The 16,697-nt window shown below is 61.7% G+C and carries 14 protein-coding genes and 1 pseudogene; 9 read left to right on the top strand and 6 right to left on the bottom strand.

The genetic code is table 11. The features are described from left to right. A partial coding sequence (locus tag ACIQ42_RS06200) for an aminotransferase class I/II-fold pyridoxal phosphate-dependent enzyme (protein WP_397421340.1) occupies positions 1 to 351 on the top strand: 351 nt, incomplete at its 5' end. Position 352: 1 nt separating this feature from the next. On the opposite strand, the gene ACIQ42_RS06205 is transcribed toward ACIQ42_RS06200, so the two are convergent. Further along, entirely contained in the window at positions 353 to 655 is a 303-nt protein-coding gene (locus ACIQ42_RS06205) for a DUF1330 domain-containing protein (RefSeq protein ID WP_397421341.1), read from the bottom strand. Between the two features lie 67 nt (positions 656 to 722). Between ACIQ42_RS06205 and ACIQ42_RS06210 the strand changes: the two genes are divergently transcribed. From ACIQ42_RS06210 to ACIQ42_RS06220, 3 genes are read left to right on the top strand one after another with little or no spacing between them, the layout of a single operon-like run. Continuing rightward, positions 723 to 1,604, top strand: coding sequence for a VOC family protein (locus ACIQ42_RS06210; RefSeq protein ID WP_397421343.1), 882 nt, complete (start codon positions 723 to 725; stop codon positions 1,602 to 1,604). Beyond that, entirely contained in the window at positions 1,601 to 2,602 is a 1,002-nt protein-coding gene (locus ACIQ42_RS06215) for a zinc-binding dehydrogenase (protein WP_397421344.1), read from the top strand. The genes ACIQ42_RS06210 and ACIQ42_RS06215 overlap by 4 nt, the downstream gene beginning before the upstream one ends. A gap of 4 nt (positions 2,603 to 2,606) precedes the next feature. Then, entirely contained in the window at positions 2,607 to 4,031 is a 1,425-nt protein-coding gene (locus ACIQ42_RS06220; RefSeq protein ID WP_397421345.1) for an alpha/beta fold hydrolase, read from the top strand. Here ACIQ42_RS06220 and ACIQ42_RS06225 read toward each other — a convergent pair. After that, positions 4,028 to 5,293, bottom strand: a complete 1,266-nt coding sequence (locus tag ACIQ42_RS06225; protein WP_397421346.1) for an MFS transporter — start codon at positions 5,291 to 5,293, stop codon at positions 4,028 to 4,030. The genes ACIQ42_RS06220 and ACIQ42_RS06225 overlap by 4 nt on opposite strands. 70 nt (positions 5,294 to 5,363) lie before the next feature. On the opposite strand from ACIQ42_RS06225, the gene ACIQ42_RS06230 reads away from it, so the two are divergent. Further along, on the top strand, positions 5,364 to 5,747 hold the full coding sequence (locus ACIQ42_RS06230) for a YciI family protein (protein WP_397421347.1): 384 nt from the start codon (positions 5,364 to 5,366) through the stop codon (positions 5,745 to 5,747). Positions 5,748 to 5,884: 137 nt separating this feature from the next. Beyond that, positions 5,885 to 6,553 (top strand): hypothetical protein, encoded by a 669-nt coding sequence (locus ACIQ42_RS06235; RefSeq protein ID WP_397421348.1) that lies wholly within the window; start codon positions 5,885 to 5,887, stop codon positions 6,551 to 6,553. 111 nt (positions 6,554 to 6,664) lie between these two features. Here ACIQ42_RS06235 and ACIQ42_RS06240 read toward each other — a convergent pair whose 3' ends face one another. Continuing rightward, positions 6,665 to 9,073, bottom strand: a complete 2,409-nt coding sequence (locus tag ACIQ42_RS06240; protein WP_397421349.1) for a TonB-dependent receptor domain-containing protein — start codon at positions 9,071 to 9,073, stop codon at positions 6,665 to 6,667. A gap of 183 nt (positions 9,074 to 9,256) precedes the next feature. Here ACIQ42_RS06240 and ACIQ42_RS06245 point away from each other — a divergent pair, with 183 nt between their 5' ends. Then, on the top strand, positions 9,257 to 10,744 hold the full coding sequence (locus ACIQ42_RS06245) for a PepSY domain-containing protein (RefSeq protein ID WP_397421350.1): 1,488 nt from the start codon (positions 9,257 to 9,259) through the stop codon (positions 10,742 to 10,744). Between the two features lie 75 nt (positions 10,745 to 10,819). Here ACIQ42_RS06245 and ACIQ42_RS06250 read toward each other — a convergent pair. The 3 genes and pseudogenes from ACIQ42_RS06250 to ACIQ42_RS06260 form a co-directional block, all read right to left on the bottom strand. Beyond that, positions 10,820 to 11,470, bottom strand: a pseudogene (locus ACIQ42_RS06250) (IS6 family transposase). Positions 11,471 to 11,607: 137 nt separating this feature from the next. After that, positions 11,608 to 12,249, bottom strand: coding sequence for an arylformamidase (kynB, locus tag ACIQ42_RS06255; protein ID WP_397421351.1), 642 nt, complete (start codon positions 12,247 to 12,249; stop codon positions 11,608 to 11,610). After that, entirely contained in the window at positions 12,249 to 13,181 is a 933-nt protein-coding gene (locus ACIQ42_RS06260; RefSeq protein ID WP_397421352.1) for a tryptophan 2,3-dioxygenase, read from the bottom strand. The genes kynB and ACIQ42_RS06260 overlap by 1 nt, the downstream gene beginning before the upstream one ends. Positions 13,182 to 13,236: 55 nt before the next feature. Between ACIQ42_RS06260 and ACIQ42_RS06265 the strand changes: the two genes are divergently transcribed. Next, positions 13,237 to 13,716, top strand: coding sequence for an Lrp/AsnC family transcriptional regulator (locus ACIQ42_RS06265; protein ID WP_397421353.1), 480 nt, complete (start codon positions 13,237 to 13,239; stop codon positions 13,714 to 13,716). Between the two features lie 258 nt (positions 13,717 to 13,974). Next, positions 13,975 to 16,697 (top strand): TonB-dependent receptor plug domain-containing protein (locus tag ACIQ42_RS06270; RefSeq protein WP_397421354.1); only part of this gene is annotated, 2,723 nt, incomplete at its 3' end.

A 16,697-nucleotide genomic window follows, 5' to 3' on the forward strand; every position in this document is an offset into this window, starting at 1 on the left:
AGCTTCAACTCCTACCCACTGGGCCGACTGGCCCAGGCCGGGGCGATCGCCTCGCTGGAGGATGAGGCCTGGTTCCAGCAGAGCCGGGCGCGGGTGATCGAGGGGCGGACGCGGCTGGAGCAGGGGCTGATCGCGCTGGGTTTCGAGGTCCTGCCCTCGTCGGCCAACTTCGTCTTCGCGCGCCATCCGAGCCGGGAGGGGGCCGTCCTTGCCGCAGCCTTGCGCGACCGCGCCGTGATCGTCCGCCACTTCGCAAAGCCGCGGATCTCTGACCATCTGCGAATCACGGTGGGGACGGAGGCGCAGGTCGAGGCGCTGTTATCCGCTTTGGCGGAGATTGTGCCAGGCTGACCTATGTGATCGCCGGCGCCTCGATCAGCAGGACTTGCACCTCCGCGGTCCCGTCGCGGAGCTTTCGCACCGCGGCGTATTCCGGACTGTTCCAGAAGGCGAGCGCCGCGGCCTTGTCGGGCCATTCGGAGATCACCATCGAGGCCCCGTCGCCAAAGTCGCCTTCCAGCAGCATGGCGCCGGGGCCGCGGAGCACATAGCGGCCGCCGAATTTCGGCAGCAGTTCGGCGGCGGCCTTGCCATAGCCGGCGATGAAGGCGTCGCGGTCCTTTAGCTTGGCGGTCACGATCATGTAGGCGGGCATGCAGAGCCTCTCGACAGCAAATGGTATAAGTTTATACCATTTCGCGGATCACGCCTGAGGACAAGCCATGAAGCTGCTGCGCGCTGCAACGCTCACCACGCCAGACGTCACCGCCGCCGCCGACCGATATGCCAAATGGCTGGACTACAGCGTGGTCGAGACCGGGGTGGTTGCTGCTGAGCTTGCCGCCGCCTGGGGCGCGCCGGCCAGCGCAAGCCGTCGGTTCGCAGTGTTGCAGCCAGCCTCCGGCGCCGAAGTGTTCATTCGCTTTGTCGAAGGCGACGTTCCGGCCGACTATCGCCCGTTGCAGACCTACGGCTGGGCGGCGATCGAGATCTGCGTCCAGGATACCCTGGCGGTGAACGCCCGCATGGAGACGTCGCCCTTCGAGATCATCGGTCCGCCCAAACAGCTGGACGGCCTGCCGGCGATCTTCCCGATGCAGGTGCGCGGGCCCGACAGCGAGATCGTCTATTTGACCCAGATCCGCTCGGACCTTCCCGACTATGACCTGCCGCGCGCCGACAGTCTGATCGACAAGCTGTTCATCCTGGTGCTGGCCTGTTCGGACATGGAGGCGTCGGCCCGCTGGTTCCGTGACACCCTTGGCATCCAGCACGGCCGTAAGATGGAGATCATCTACTCGATGATCAACAACGCCTTCGGTCTGCCCGCCGACACCCGGCACCGACTTGCCACCGGCATCCACGAGCGCGACTGCTTCCTGGAGTTCGACCAGTATCCCGCAGCGGCGACGACGCGCCCTGGCGATCCCGAGGCCCTGCCGCCCGGGATCGCGATGACAACCCTGCTGCATCCGGACATCGACGCTGTTCCTGGCGACTGGATCATGCCGCCCGCGCCGAGATCCGGGCCAGTTTACGGCGGTCGCCGCGCCGGCGTGCTGCGTGCTCCGGACGGGACGCGGGTTGAGGTGGTCGCCCTATGAGTAAGGTTCGGGAAGTCGTCCTGCGGCGCGCGCCAGCCGCGACGCCAGTGGCGGATGACTTCGAGGTTGTCGAGCGATCGACGCCCCAGGTGGCGTCCGGACAGTTGCTGGTCCGCAGTCTCTATCAGTCCCTGGATCCCTATATCGGCTCGCGCCTGCGCGGTCGTCACATGGGCGAGCCGGCCCCTGCGCCTGGTGAGAGCCTGCCGGGGTTCAGCGTCGGCGAGGTGATCGCATCGGGTGACCCCGCCTACGTCGTCGGCGAGCGCGTGGTCGGCGAGATGGGCTGGACCGAGGTCGGCCTGATGTCCGCCGCCGAAACCCGGCGGGTCTCTTGTGATCTTCCCGCCGCGGCGCACCTGGGGGTGCTCGGTATGCCCGGCCTGACCGCCTGGGCGGGCGTGACGCAACTGGCCAAGGTCGGTGCGGGCGACATCTTCAGCGTTGATGCGGCGGCGGGGCCGGTGGGCGGCACAGCCGGCCAGATCGCCCGCATCCTGGGCGCGCGCACCGTTGGTCTTGCGGGCGGCCCCGAAAAGTGTGCAGTGCTCACCGACGTCTACGCATTCGATGCGGCGGTCGACTACCGGCAACCGGACTGGATCGAGTCCTTTGCCGCCGCAACGGCTCCGGGACCCACGGTGCACTTCGAGAATGTCGGGCTGTCGATCCTGATGCCGGCCCTGCAGCGTTTGCAGGTCTACGGTCGCGTTGTGCTTTGCGGAATGGCCGAGCACTACCACGCCGATGCGCCGCCCGCGCAGATGCCTTTGGGCATCATCATCGGCAAGCGCGCCGCCATGCTGGGCCTGGTGGTCTATGATTTCTATCCACGCTGGGACGAATGGGTGGCGATGGCGCGGCCCTGGATCGCCGAGGGCAAGCTGGTTTCGGTGGACGATGTGAGCGAGGGCGTGATGAGCGCGCCGGACCAGTTCGCCCGGCTGATGCGCGGTGAGAATCGCGGCAAGGCGCTTGTCCGGATGGCGGAAGCCTAGCGGCATGAGCGGGACCCGCCACGTCGCTGTCGTCGAAGGGCGTCAGGTCCTTTATCGCCGGTTCGGCGAGGGGCCGGCGGTGTTTGTGCTGCACGGATCGCCCCAATCATCGCGTGCGGTGATTGCGATCGCGGAAGCCTGTGCGGCGCGGGGGCTCTGCGCCATTGCGCCGGACACGCCGGGCGCTGGCCGATCCGACCCCTTGCCGGGCGAGAGGCCAGCGAGCGCCGACTATGCGCGACACCTGGCGGGGTTGGCGGATGTTCTCGGGCTGAAACGGGTCGGGCTCTACGGCTTCCACACCGGGGCCGCGACAGCCTGCGCGTTTGCGGGGCTCTATCCGGACCGCACCGCGGCTGTGGCGCTTGAAGGGTTGCCGGCCTGGACCGAGGCTGAGCGCACCGACTTCACCGCCAACTACCTGCCCGTGTTCAAACCGAACTGGGACGGCTCGCACATGGCCTGGCTCTGGGCGCGGATGGAAGAGCAGGTGGTGTTCTTCCCCTGGAGTTCGCCCACGCCTCAGGCGCGGATGGGCTATCCGGTGTCGCCCAAGAAGGGCGTTCACGCAAATTGCATGGACCTGCTGGATGCCGGCGACGCCTATCGCGCGGTCTATCAGGCGGCCTTTGACTTCCGGCTGACCGATTGGTTGCCGAGGCTGGCTGCGCCGGCGCTGATCGCCACAACCGAGTTCGACGTGCTGCGTGAGCATCTGGATCGGCCGGAGATGGCAGGTCGGGGACGGGCTTTCGCGGGGTTGCCGGAAATCCACGCGGCCTGCGCAGAGCATCTGGCGGCGCATCCCGGCGTGACGGCCCCGCCGGCGCCGGCGCTTTCGGACCGAGGGTTTGCTGTGGTGGGCGACGAGGCGCTGGCCTGGCGCGCATCAACCGGCGCCGGTCGACCGATCCTGCGCCTGCATGCGGCGGGCGGGATGTCCGCGCCGATCCAGGACGGGGAGATGGTCGTCACCCTCGATCTGCCAGGCCATGGTGATTCCGCCGAAGGCTGGGTGTCGCCGATCACGGATCTTCAGGACTGGATCGATTCCGTCGCGGCGGCGATGGACGCGCTCGGCCTTGGCGATGTCGCCGCCGAGGGCGCAGGTCTGGGCGGACATATCGCCAGGGCGCTCGAAGCCCGGGGCCGCGCGCACGGGGGCCGTTCGATCGGTCCCGGCTATGGCTCACCTCCCGCGGCCGGCTTCGGATCGGTCTCGCTGACGCCCGAGTGGGATGGCGCACATCTGGTCCGCGCCTGGCGGATCGCGCGCTGGGAACGCCTGTATGCGCCCTGGCATACGCGCCTGCCCGCCAACGCCAGGTCGCCCTTTGAGACCCTGAATCCGTCGGAAATCCACCGGCGCGCGGTCGGCCTGTTGAAGGCCCACGACCGGTGGCTCGCGGCGGCGGCGCTGGAAACCTAGGCGGTCTTGCTCTCGTCGGGCGACCCGAATGTCCGATAGCGACCCAACAGCAGAAGCAATACTGCGCCCAGCACCAGCAGTCCTGCTGACAGCATCAGGGGGCTGTCATAGTTGCCGTCTGCATCAAACGCTCGGCCGAACACGACCGGACCGATCCCGGCCCCTAAGGCAAAGAAACCGTAGAGACTGCCATAGATGGCGCCATAGCTCTTGAGACCAAAATATCGCGCCACCAGGAACGCCATCAGGTCGTATTCCACGCCGGCGGCGAAGCCGATTAGGATGATCGATCCGGCGGCTGTGGCGTAGGTCAGGTCCCCATGGGCGAACATCCAGCAGGCCAGAGCTGGCGCGCAAATCATCAGGAATGCGATGCCGGGCGCCCAGAAGCGATCGATCAGCCAGCCTCCGACCACCCGCCCGGCGATCACGGACAAGCCGATCAGGGACACCAGGCTGACGATATCGGGACCTGAGAAACCGGCCGTCTTGACGATGTTCTCCATGTTGGGGATTGGCCCGCCAACGCCGAAGCTGATTGGCACAAAGGCGATCGCCAGCACCCAGAATCGCCAATTTCTAAGTGTCTCGGAGAATGTGAGTCCGGGCGTCGCGGCCGCCCGAATCGTATCGCTCTCACGCCGGTCTGCGGCGCTCTGATTGCGCTCCCCGACATCATGGAAGGCGAAGTAAGCCACCGGGAGCGCCAGGATCAGGGGCAGGGCGCCGACCGCCATATAGGCCGCTCGCCAGCCGTAGGCGTCGATCATGAAGGCGGTGAACGGCTTCACCAGAAAGCCGAAGACGCCCGTTCCCAGAAGCGAAAGCCCGAGGGCGAAGCCCTTGCGGTCCTCAAACCGGTTGTTGACCGCCCGCGTCCAGGTGATCGGGAGGGTGCCGGCCCCCAGCACGGCCATGATCGCCCAGTTGGCATAGAAGAAGCGGATGTCGCCAGGGTTGGCGGCAAAGGCCATAAAGCTGACACCGAACAGGAGGACCGAGATCAGGGCGATAGGGCGCACGCCGACCCGGTCGGCCAGAAATCCGACCGCAGGGCTGGCCACCAGCACGGCGAAGGTCATGATCGGCAGGCCCGCCATGATGTCGCCGAACGCCCAGCCGAACTCTCGCGCCAGCTCCGGCGCCAGCATGCCGATGGTGTAGAAGGGCACAGGCGACAGGCCCAGCCCGATGCCGAGCATCGAGGCGAGCACGACCGGCCAGCCGGTCCTGAACTCAGAATAGCCCTTGCCCTCAGCCATCACCGTGCCCCTTAATGGTATAAGATTAGATCATTTGCGCTGGCTTCGGCGGCGCTGGCAAGAGGGGCGCATGGCAGCCAACGATCATCCCCCCACTGTCGAACGTTACGACAGCCCACTCTATCTGATCGTGTGCCGCGACGGCCCCGGGTCGGCCGTCACCCGCGCTGAAGAGTTGGACGGCCATCTGCGCCATGTGGAGGTCAACTGGCGAAGATATGTGCTGGCGGGTCCTCTTCGCGATCCCGGGGCGCAGCCGTTGATCGGATCCTATTTCCTGGTCCGCGCCGTCGACGAGGCCGACGCGCGAGCCCTGATGTCAGGCGATCCCTATGTCTCAAGCGGCATGTACGCGACGATGGAGGTGCTGGAAGCGACGGCCTCGATTGGCCTCTATCTGGGCGGCAAGATCTGGGCGAGTGCGGATGCGATCCGCGACAAGGCGGCGGGATGATTCCGAACCGCCCACACGACGTCCGGGGTTGTGGCGACGGTCGCTATAGGATTTGTTCGGACAAATTGTCGAAGGGCTGAAACGTGCTGCACAGAACCGTCCGGGGAACGATCCGGTATACATCGAGGAAGCCGGAGATGCTCGGCCGCCCACGGGGCATTGAGCACTTCACCTTCACCCATCACTCGGACGGCAAGACCACGCTGCGGGCTCATTGCTGTATTGAGGAACCGGATCCTTCCGTAATGCGCGACATCGTCTATTCCCTGGACGAGCACGGCAAGCCGATGGACTGCCACGTAAGGCTGACCGTGGGCGATCAGTTCATGGGTTCCGGGTGGTTCCGGTTCGGGCCGGATTTCGTGGAGTGTGAATCCTACGGCCCGTCCATCGGGCGGCTCTCACAGCGCGTGGAACTCAACGGACCCATCGATGGCATGGGCACGCATCCAGTGGTGGCAGACGGCTATCTTCTTTCAGGTCTTGGTCTGGAGACGACGCCGGGCCAGGTGCGCGTCATCCGCGTAAAGGTTCCGTCGCCGGATCACCGCGGCGCCACGCCGCCGATGATCGCCGAGGTGAACATCGGGGTGGTATTCCTCAAGCGCGAGACGATCACGGTCGCCGCCGGGACGTTTGCGGCCCGTCACTTCCAGTTCGTCGATGACGGGACCAGCGGCATGGCCGGCGCCCATCCGCCTTACGACGTCTGGATCACCGATGACAACGACGGGGTCATGCTGCAGGGCGGCGTCGGCGGCTATATGCAGACCTGGTATGAGTTGACCGAGCTGGAGAAAAGCTGACGCCAGAACACAGTGGCCAGGTTGTGACCTGGCCACTGTGTCGGCTCGGCGGTTCCACGCCGCCCGGGCTGTCGTCGAATGCGATGGCGAAGCCCGGCCGCTCGAATAATCCTAGAACTTGTAGCTGGCTGACGCACCGATCTGACGCTTGCGTGGCGCCGAGATGGAGAAGTCGCGGAAGAACGTGGTCTGGTTGGCGCCGGTCAGCGGGTTTACCCGGGTCAGCAGCCTGTTGAAGTCAAGCAGTCGCGTGACGACAAGCGGCGTCTTGTCGTCCAGCAGGTTGCGACCGAACACCGAAAAGTCCCAGTTGCCGCGGCGGATTCCGACGCTGCCGTTCAGGTTGAAGCTGTCGCCAGCCCAGTTGAGATTATCGACCTGGCTGTAACGCTTGGATTCATAGGAAAGGTCGGCGCGGGCTGTGAATTCCAGATCATCGTTGATCGCCTTGTTGATCTCGCCCGTCACAACGAACTGGTGCTGCGGCGTCTGGGGCAGGCGATTGCCGCTGACATCACCGCCATCGGTGGAGTCCAGGTCCAGGGGATTGCGAACACCGCCTCGCAGGAAGGGCGCGCGACCGTCCGTGTCATAAATTTCCTGGGTCGTGTCGTCGAAGAACTTGGTGAACTTCGCGTCGACGTAGGTGTAGGCGGCGCGCACGAACAGCCAATCCACGGGTCGACCGGACAGATCGAACTCAAAGCCTTTGATCTCGGACTCGCCGGCGTTCTGGATGATCACCACGCTGTTCGGCGTGCCCACGACACGGGTGTAGGCTTCACCGCGGCTAAGCTGCTGCTTCTTCCAGTCCGTATAGAAGGCCGCGACCGAATAGTTGACCCAGCCCCCGATGCGGCCCTTGGCGCCAACTTCATAGCTCCAGGCGGTTTCTTCGTCGAAGATATCGAATCCCTGGGAATTGAAGAAGGCGGCGTCTGCAGCGCTGATGTCGGCGGGGTAGCCGTTGAACCCGCCGGGCTTGTTGCCCTTGGCTGCCGAGACGTGCAGCGTCAGGTCAGGGTTGACCTGCCAGCTGGCGGTAACGCGGGGGAGGAAGGCATCAAATGTTGCTTCCCGTATGGCGATGGGCGGGGGCGCCGGCTGGCCCGGCGCGCCAAGCACGCCGGTTGAGCCGATGATCTTCTCTTTCTGATAGCGGCCCTCGGCGCTCAAGGTTATCGAGTCCGTGAGGTCGCCCTCGATCATCGCGAACACCGAACGGCTTCGAACACCGTCCGCATAGTCGATGGGGCGCACGTTGGTGTTGGTGTTGCTGACCTGGAAGCCTTCGCCTCTGTTTTCCTTGTAGTAGTAGAGGCCAACCAGCCCGCGGACTCTCTTGTCTTGCGGCGACATGAGCCGCAGTTCCTGGCTGAAGTCCCGGTTGCGAACCTGTTCGATGAGGAAGGCGGGGTTGGCGCTGGGGAGCAAGGTATTGTCCTGCCCGGTCGTGCTCTTGTTCGTATTGAACGCCGTGATCGACGCCAGGCTGAAGCCGTTGTCGGTTTCGTAGTTGACCGACACGCTGCTGCGGACGAATTCGCGATCAAGCCCGTGGTAGCCGAGCGCCTCGATGGCGTCGTTGTTGTAGGCGTAGCTCTTGAGGGTTTTCACCTCGCCACAATAGAAACCGCGACGATTGGTCGTTGTCCGCGGGAATGGCCCCACCTGCGGCGTCACCAGTGGCGCCGGGAAGCAGTTGTTCAGGGCCGAGCCCTGGAAATTGTAGAGATAGCCTTTATCGCGATCCTTGCTGTAGCCCAGCGTGCCCACGATCTCGAGGTTTTCAAAGGGCGTGAACAGCACTCGCCCGCCAAAGTTGTTGCTGCGCTGGGCGCCAAGGTCGCGCTTGCCGCTATCGGCGTTGATATAGTCGCCGCCGAACTCATAGTGGCGGGCGTTCAATTCAACGAGGAGCATGTCCTTGACGATCGGGCCGGAGATGAAGCCGGAAATCTCGCCGCTGTCATACTGACCGAGGTTCACCCTGACCCGGCCTGCCACCTCATTGGTCGGCTTGCGCGTGACATAGCTGATGGCGCCGGCGAAGGTGCCGCGGCCGAACAGGGCCGACTGCGGTCCCTTGATCACTTCCACGCGCTCAAGATTGTCGAGCTGATAGCTGGAGATATTGTCGGAGACGTAGACTCCATCGACGAAGAAGGCCGCATTGGGCGCACCCACGATCGAGGACATGCCTCGCACCGAGGGCCGCACGCCCGCGCCGCCGCCGCCGCCGGTGCGGCCGAAGCCCTGTCGGAACGAGAACCCTGGCGTCTGGGCGGCCAGGTCGGAAACATTGACCAGGTTGGCGCGCGCAATGGCGTCGCCGTTCACCACCGAAATCGTCAGCGGGACATCCTGCAGCCGCTCATCGCGCTTGCGGGCGGTGACCAGGATCTCATCGACAGTGCTGTCGGCAGCCTCAGCGCCGCTGGCGGGCGCGGTCTGGGCGTAGGCCGAGGTGGCGGCGCTGAGAAACAGGAGCGCGAGCGACGCACCGATGGATTTTTTCATGATCATCTTTCCCCGGAGAGCATGCGTGACATGCCAGCTTCTTGCACAGAACTGTCTCCGAATTGTCCGGACAAATCAAGTCACGCCGTTTGATCAGCCTGCCGGGGCTCCAAACAGGCTCGATTGACATCGGTTCAACGGACTCCCTAGGTTGTCCGGACAACTGCGGGGGCCCGGCAGGTCATGGTCGACGTCCACACCCATCGAATCTTCTGGACCGTCCACAAGTACGCGGGGCTCGTCGCGGCGGCCTGGTTACTGGTTCTGGGCGTCACGGGCGTCTTGCTGGACCATCACGAGTGGCGCTGGCTGAGTCAGAACAGTGTTCCGACAAGCTGGACCTCCGACCGGATCAATCGACTGGTTCCCGGCACGGTCATGCGCCATGTCGTGGCGACACCGACGGCGATTGTCGGCGGTTCTGAACGGGGCACATGGCTGAGTTCCGACAGGGGGCAGACCTGGACCAAGGTCGGATTCCTGGGCATCAAGCATCAGCCCCAACTTTTCGGAACCGCAGGTACGGCCAAAGCAACCTTCGCCGGGGTCATGCTTGCCACCGATGACGGTCTATGGACCCTGGACCCGACCGGCGCGACGGCGCGGCCCCTTGCGCTGCGAGGCGATCATCTGACCTCCATCAGTCCCGGACACGACGACCGAACCGTCGTGGTCGTACGAGATCACACCGAACTGCTGACGATCGAAAAGGCGACCGGCGCGGTGACGCCGATTGTGCGCGGGGACCGGGTCGAAGGGCTGGGCGGGGCGGTGGCGTTCAATACCTTTGTCCGCGAGATACACTTTGGCCGCGGCCTGCTGGCCGGAGAGGCGTCGATCTGGTTGAACGATTTCGGCGGCGTTTGCCTGGTTATCCTGTCTCTCACCGGACTGTCCTACTGGGCGGTCAAGCGAAACGGAAAGTCGATGGGACTGTCGCTCGGCGCGCGTCGCGGTGCCCTGAAGTGGCTGTTCCGGTCGCATGGACCCCTTGTTGGCCTGGCCGCCGCGCTGCCGATCCTCTACCTGGCCGTAACCGCTATTCCCCTCAATCACATCTACGGCTTCATCGACGCAACCAAGGGCTGGGAGGTTTCACGGGCTTCACTGACTCCGGCTTATCAGGGACACACCCTGAACCACGAGATCGACGGCATTGTGGCCTGGCCCAATCAAGCTGGACGACTCTCCATCGTGTCGCGTTTCGGCGTTCTGGAGTCGCGGGACAATGGCCGGACGTGGCGTACAGAGCCGTCGCTGCCCGACCCATCTGGGATGGCCGGCGCCAACATCTTCCGGGTCGACGATCGCGTGTTCGTGGGCCGCGGGGGCGGCAAGAGTCTCGTTCAGATTGCCGGCACGGACAGGTGGGAACCACTCAGTGGACCGTCGACATCCCTCACCAGCGCCACGCGCCAGGGTGACCGCTGGATGGTCAAGAACAGCAAGGCGATCTACGTCGCCGACGACCATGCCGCGCCCTATGCTGATGCGAAGATCCCCTTCAAGCATGCCGTATCCGGAACGACGCTGTTTCTGTTTTTCGCCGATATCCATACCGGCGTTATCTTCCACGAGCAATTCAAGTGGCTGAACGATCTGTTTGCGGGCCTGGCAATCCTGCTGGTGATCAGCGGACCGGTGATTTGGCTACGACGGCGGTGGGTCTAGCTTGCCGCGCGGTGCTGTCAGTCCAACTGCAACCGGTCTCCAGTTTGGCGCAATCCCGCCGACCCCGGGGTTGCTCTAACCCATGACCGCGCGCCACTCAGCCAGGGCGGCTGAGCGTCTTTGGCGGTAGAGGTCTCGGCTGATGAGGTGGCGTTCCTGATTGAAGTGGTATTGGACCGTGCCGTGTACGGCGGCGAACTTCTGGAGCGTCTTCATCCTGCTAAAGCGCCCCATGGCCCGTTCCCGTCGTCGGAGGGGGAGGTGGGAGTTCTCAGCGCGGTTGTTCAACCAACGTCCGATCTCCTGACGGCTGATGGCGCCAATCGCCTTCAACGCGGCGCGGTAGGACCGCAGTCCATCGGTCACGACGGCGCCCGTCCGACCGTGACGTTTCAGCGCCTTCTTGATGAATTTCAGCGCCGCGGTCTTGTCGCGGGTCGTGGTGACAAAGGACTCCAGCACCTCGCCCTCGTGATCGACGGCGCGCCAGAGGTTGCGGCGCTCGCCGGTTGCGCGCACGAAGACCTCGTCCAGATGTCATCGCCATTGGGTGTTCTGGCGCATGGTCTAGACCCGCTGCGAGCGGATCTTCGAGGCGAACATCGGGCCGAACCGGTTCATCCAAAGCCGCACGGTTTCGTGGCAGATGTCGATGCCGCGCTCGAAGGCTAGGTCTTCGACATTCCGCAGTGAAAGCGGGAAACGCACGTACAGCATCACCACCATCTGGATCACCTCAGGCCACGAGTCGAACCAGCGGAACGAGTTACTGGGCTCGGGATGGCGGGCCAGCGAAGACGTTTTATCACGGCCGAATGGCCGTGGTGCAGGTGGCCTAACAAGACCTGACAACATCCTCGCGCCTAGCCTCGGAACTCCCGGAGCACGGCCCTGACGGGCGAGGCGTCAAGATTGGTGAGTTTGAGGGGCAGAGCGATGAGTTCATAGTCGCCGGCCGGAACCTGATCCAATATCAACCCTTCCAGCACACGTATGTCGGCGTCGCGGACCGCCAGGTGCGCATCCATCGTCTTGGAGTCCTGGGGGTCGAGGGATGGCGCATCCACCCCAAGGAGCCGAACGCCGTGCGCAGCCATCAGTTCGACAGCGTCCGGCGAGATCGCGGTGAAATCCGCACTCCACGAGTTGCGCGGGAATGCATCGTAGGTCCTCAGTAGGATTCTCTCCACCGACGGGGTAAGCGCCGCTGCGATCATCTCTGCCGTCACCAGCCTGTGCGGACCACGCAGGTCGACAACGCGCGCGGGCCCAATGTAGGGGGCAAGATCCAGAGCGCCCACGCGTGCCCCAACAGGGTCATAGTGGAATGGCGCGTCGGCGTGCGTTCCGGCATGGGTCGAGAGCGTGAACTGGGAGACATTGACGGGACTGTCCGCCCCCATCGCCCACGACCGCTTGGCGCTGAACGCCGTATCGCCTGGCCAAACTGGCGTAGACTCGGAAAGATCCTGCGAAATGTCCCAAAGACGGCCGGCGACCGACATCACAAGAGTCCCCTAACGCTTGCAATCTCGGGAAAAAAAACGTGCTTTGTCACATTGGCAAGATAGGACACCCCGGACGTACCTCCTGTTCCCATCTTGTTTCCGATAATACGTTCAATGGTTTTCAGGTGACCTATGCGCCACAAATGTACACGATATTCCAGTTCAGATAATGTTTCGGCGATCAAATAACAATCTCGATATTTGTCAGACGATTTATAAACCGCTTTCCATGCTAACTCTACGTCTTCAGACGGTTCATGATTGTAAAATGGGTCTCGATCTAAGACGATTTTGGGAATAGACAATCCACGTCGACTTAAAAGTTTTAGTGACTCATCGTATATTGTGGATTTAGACATTGACTCAAACAAAGAGTGCTTTTCATTCTGATTCAGTTTATTTGTGTGCCGTTCGTCTATGTTTTTATTACCCATAATCGATTCGATAAGTCTATATTGTATAGATTGAAGTCCCGAACTATTACCTAGGTACGGTCTAATTTTAACGTAGTCAACAACTGTTAGCGTTGTTAGTACATCCCAGCTATTGTTAAGCAGTTCGAATATCTTTGATACACGCGATATCATTCTATTTGCTAAATGTACCTCGTCGATCATTAGAGATGATCGCGCCGCCTCTAGTTCATGGAGGCACAATTTGAGCCAAAGCTCGGATGTTTGATGGATCGCGATGAAAAGTGGCTCTTCGTGGGAGGGGGAGAGTGGCGACTGACAGGCGAGCAGCTGGTCGAGGCGCAAATAGCTCGAGTACGACAGATTGGCCCCCGCAGGGTCCGGCGATAGGTCGCGATCATCTTCCATGCCCGATTTTTGCGCTGAAGCGGGCGGATCATTGTTCCCAAAACGGTTCGACTTTCGGACCAAACGCCAAACGATGTTCCGCCCATTGACAGCTTTGGCAGCCAACATTCTGAATGGGGCTCGTCAGGCGCTGCGCAGCGGCGCCGGCTCTTGAGGGCTGGCGATGGATCGAGTTGACCTTGGATTGCTGGCCGCTCTCGAGAAGAACGGGCGACAGTCGTTCGCGACCCTCGCAGAGCTTTCGGGCATGTCAAAGACGTCCGTCTGGTCACGTGTCCAAACACTCGAAGAGACAGGTGTGATCAGGAACTACAGGGCCGTCATAGATCCCGCACTAATCGGCCTAAAACTCACGGCGTACGTCAGTATAATGATCGATTTTTCGAAACGCGATTCATTCGAGAAGTCAGTAATGTCAAATCCAGCAGTCGTAGAATGTTTCACGACCGCCGGTGAGGCAGATTATATTATGCGTATAATTTGTCGGGACGTTTCTCAGCTCGATAATATTCTAAGGTACAACATTTCATTGATGCCAGGGGTCCAGAGGTCGACAACATTGATGTGCCTTAAATCTATCAAACAAGATGCATCGCTAGTTGATACTTGCGAAAAAATGGATCTATTGCTGCCTAACCGATGATCGTATTCAACGTGAAATGCGCCCCTGGCAGACAGACGAATCCGGGCAGCCTCCAAGGGGCCGCAGTGGAGAGATCCCGCAAGCGAACGCCATCATATTCATTTCGGAGGCGTTCTGGACGCAAGGATGCCGGGCCAATTTTCGGGGCAACTGCGAATATCGTTCACAAAGCTGGCATATTCCGCCCGCTTCTCGGAACAATGGTCTGCGTAGCGTTCGGTAGCATGAATCATAGTTTTTCGTATTCGAGGGTGGCGAATGGGTGCTGAAGACATGTCGCGAGCGCTGAGAAATCGCAGGGGGCATATCATGGCTGGCGCGTGTGTGTCGGCCCTCTTGATCGCTCAGGGCGCATACGCGCAGGCTGCGCGACCGGCGACCGAGACCGAAGTCTCAGAAGTGCAGGTCACGGGAACTCGGATCGTCCGCGAGGGCTTCGATGCGCCAACACCTACGACCGTCGCGGCCATTGAGGACATAAATAAGCTGGCGCCGGCAAGTATCGCCGACTACGTCAATCGGCTTCCGGTCTTCTCAGGATCGGTCACGCCGCGTAGTTCCGTTGGGGCGAACGGGATTGTCTCCGGCGGCAACTACCTCAACACGCGATCCCTCGGCCCGACCCGAACACTCATCCTTCTCGACGGTCGCCGCCTGCCGCCATCGACTATTACCGGGCTGGTCAACATCAACCTGATCCCGACGGCTCTTGTCCAACGCGTAGATGTGGTCACTGGAGGCGCCTCTGCGGCATGGGGCTCCGACGCGGTCGCCGGGGTGGTGAACTTTGTGCTGAACAAGGACTTCCAGGGCGTCCGAGGAAGTCTTCAGGCCGGTGTATCCGAAGAGGGTGATGCGCCGAGCCGCAACGTCGAGATAGCGTTCGGCCGGCAGTTCGCCGATGGTCGCGGGCACCTAGCCCTAAGTGGCGAGTACATCAATTTGGGGGTCGCCGGACCTGTCGGATCACGGAGCTGGTATCAGGGCCACAAGGTGATCGCCAATCCGGCGTTCGTGGCCGGGAACGGCCAACCGAGGCTCGTCGTCCTGCCGAATGTCGGAATATCAAACGCCACAGAGGGCGGGCTCATCGTGGCCGGCCCGCTGCGCGGAACCCAGTTCGGCCCCGGCGGCGTACCGGCCCCGTTCAATTTCGGTTTCACGTCAGGCCTTCAATCGGCCGGTGGAACCGCAGAGGATAGCGCCCGGCGCCTGCAAATCCAGAACGACGTCAAGCTCTACAACCTTTTCGGACGCATAGGTTATGATCTCAGTCCGGACATTCGCGTCTTCGCCGAGGCGAACTATGCGGACCAAAGCGTATTCGCGCGGAACGTCGCCTACAATCGATTCGGCAACATCACGATCCGCTCTGACAATGCATTCCTGGACCCCACCACAAGATCCAGGCTGATCGCGGCCAACCAGGCCACGTTCACCATGGGTCGGATCAACGAAGATCTAGGCTCTGCCGTTACTCATTTGACTGCAAAGCTTTTTCGGACAACCGTCGGCATTGATGGAACCGTGTTCTCTGATTGGCGCTGGAACGCCTATTATCAGTACGGCGACAATCAGTTTGTCAATCGATCCATAAACAACGCCAATATCGCTAACTATAACTTGGCCATTGATGCGGTCAGGAATCCTGCGAACGGACAAATTGTTTGTAGATCCACATTGACGAGCCCCACCAACGGCTGCGTGCCACTGAATATATTCGGGTCTGGCTCATTCGCACCTGAGGCGCGCGCCTACGTACTGGGGTCCGCCATTCAAAATGTCGACATTACACAGCATGTCGCGGCCATTAACGTCAATGGAGAGCTATTTTCGTCTTGGCGAGAGCCTGTATCCGTTGCCGCTGGTCTCGAGTACAGGAAGTCAAAATACGACGCGGACGCAGACCCTATTTCGCTCGTCAATGGCTGGTGGACCGGAAACTTCAAGCCATCTGGCGGAGAGGTCGATGTGTCTGAAGGCTACTTGGAGTTCGTCGCCCCAATCCTATACGATCTGCCGCTGATTGATCGCTTGGTTCTCAACGGCGCGGTTCGGGTCACCGACTACAGCGAGAGCGGTTCGGTGGTCACCTGGAAGGTGGGCGCAACGTGGGACGTCAGCTCCGAACTTAAGATTCGCGGCACGCGCTCGCTAGATATCCGAGCCCCTAACCTGAACGAACTGTTCCAGTCAGGCGGCAGTAATACAGGCCAGATATTGGATCCCTTCCGCAATGTGACTGGACCGTTCATCTCGGTCCTTAGGGGCAACCTTGCGCTTAAGCCTGAAGAGGCCGACACCTACTCGATCGGCGCGGTCTATAGACCATCGTGGTTCTCGGGCTTCAGTGCCTCGATCGACTATTACGACATCCAGATTCAAGATGCGATTTCGGTCCTGCCGGCGACGACCACACTGACACGCTGCTTCGCCGGAGAGGCGGAACTTTGCAATGCTGTGATCCGGGATGCCACAGGAGCCATCACGCAGATCATCGTGCAGCCGGTGAATGTACAGTCAGAGAAAACACGCGGGATTGATTTAGAGGTCAGCTATCGCGTCAATCTGAGTGACTTGATGGACGGCTGGGACGCCAATTTGTCGATCCGGGCGCTCACAAATTATGTGTTTAACCGCACCATCCGAGCTGGAACACAAACCTTTGATTATGCTGGTGCATTGGCCGACGACACGGGTGTTCCGGATTTACGGATCTTCCTGACCGCGACTTATGAGCAAGGCCCATTCCAAGGCACCCTCAGTGCACGGCACATCGGCGAGGGCGTGCTCCGAAATGAATGGGGCCCGGCGGATATCGCGGACAACAACGTTCCTTCAGTCACATACTTTGATCTCGGACTGACCTGGAGATTCACTGGGATGGGACGTAATGCTGAGCTGTTTGGCGTTGTCGAAAATCTGTTCGACAAAGCCCCACCGATCGCCCCGATTACAACAACTCCGACCCACATAAATTT

The sequence above is a fragment of the Phenylobacterium sp. genome, assembly GCF_044372605.1.
Classification (GTDB): domain Bacteria; phylum Pseudomonadota; class Alphaproteobacteria; order Caulobacterales; family Caulobacteraceae; genus Phenylobacterium.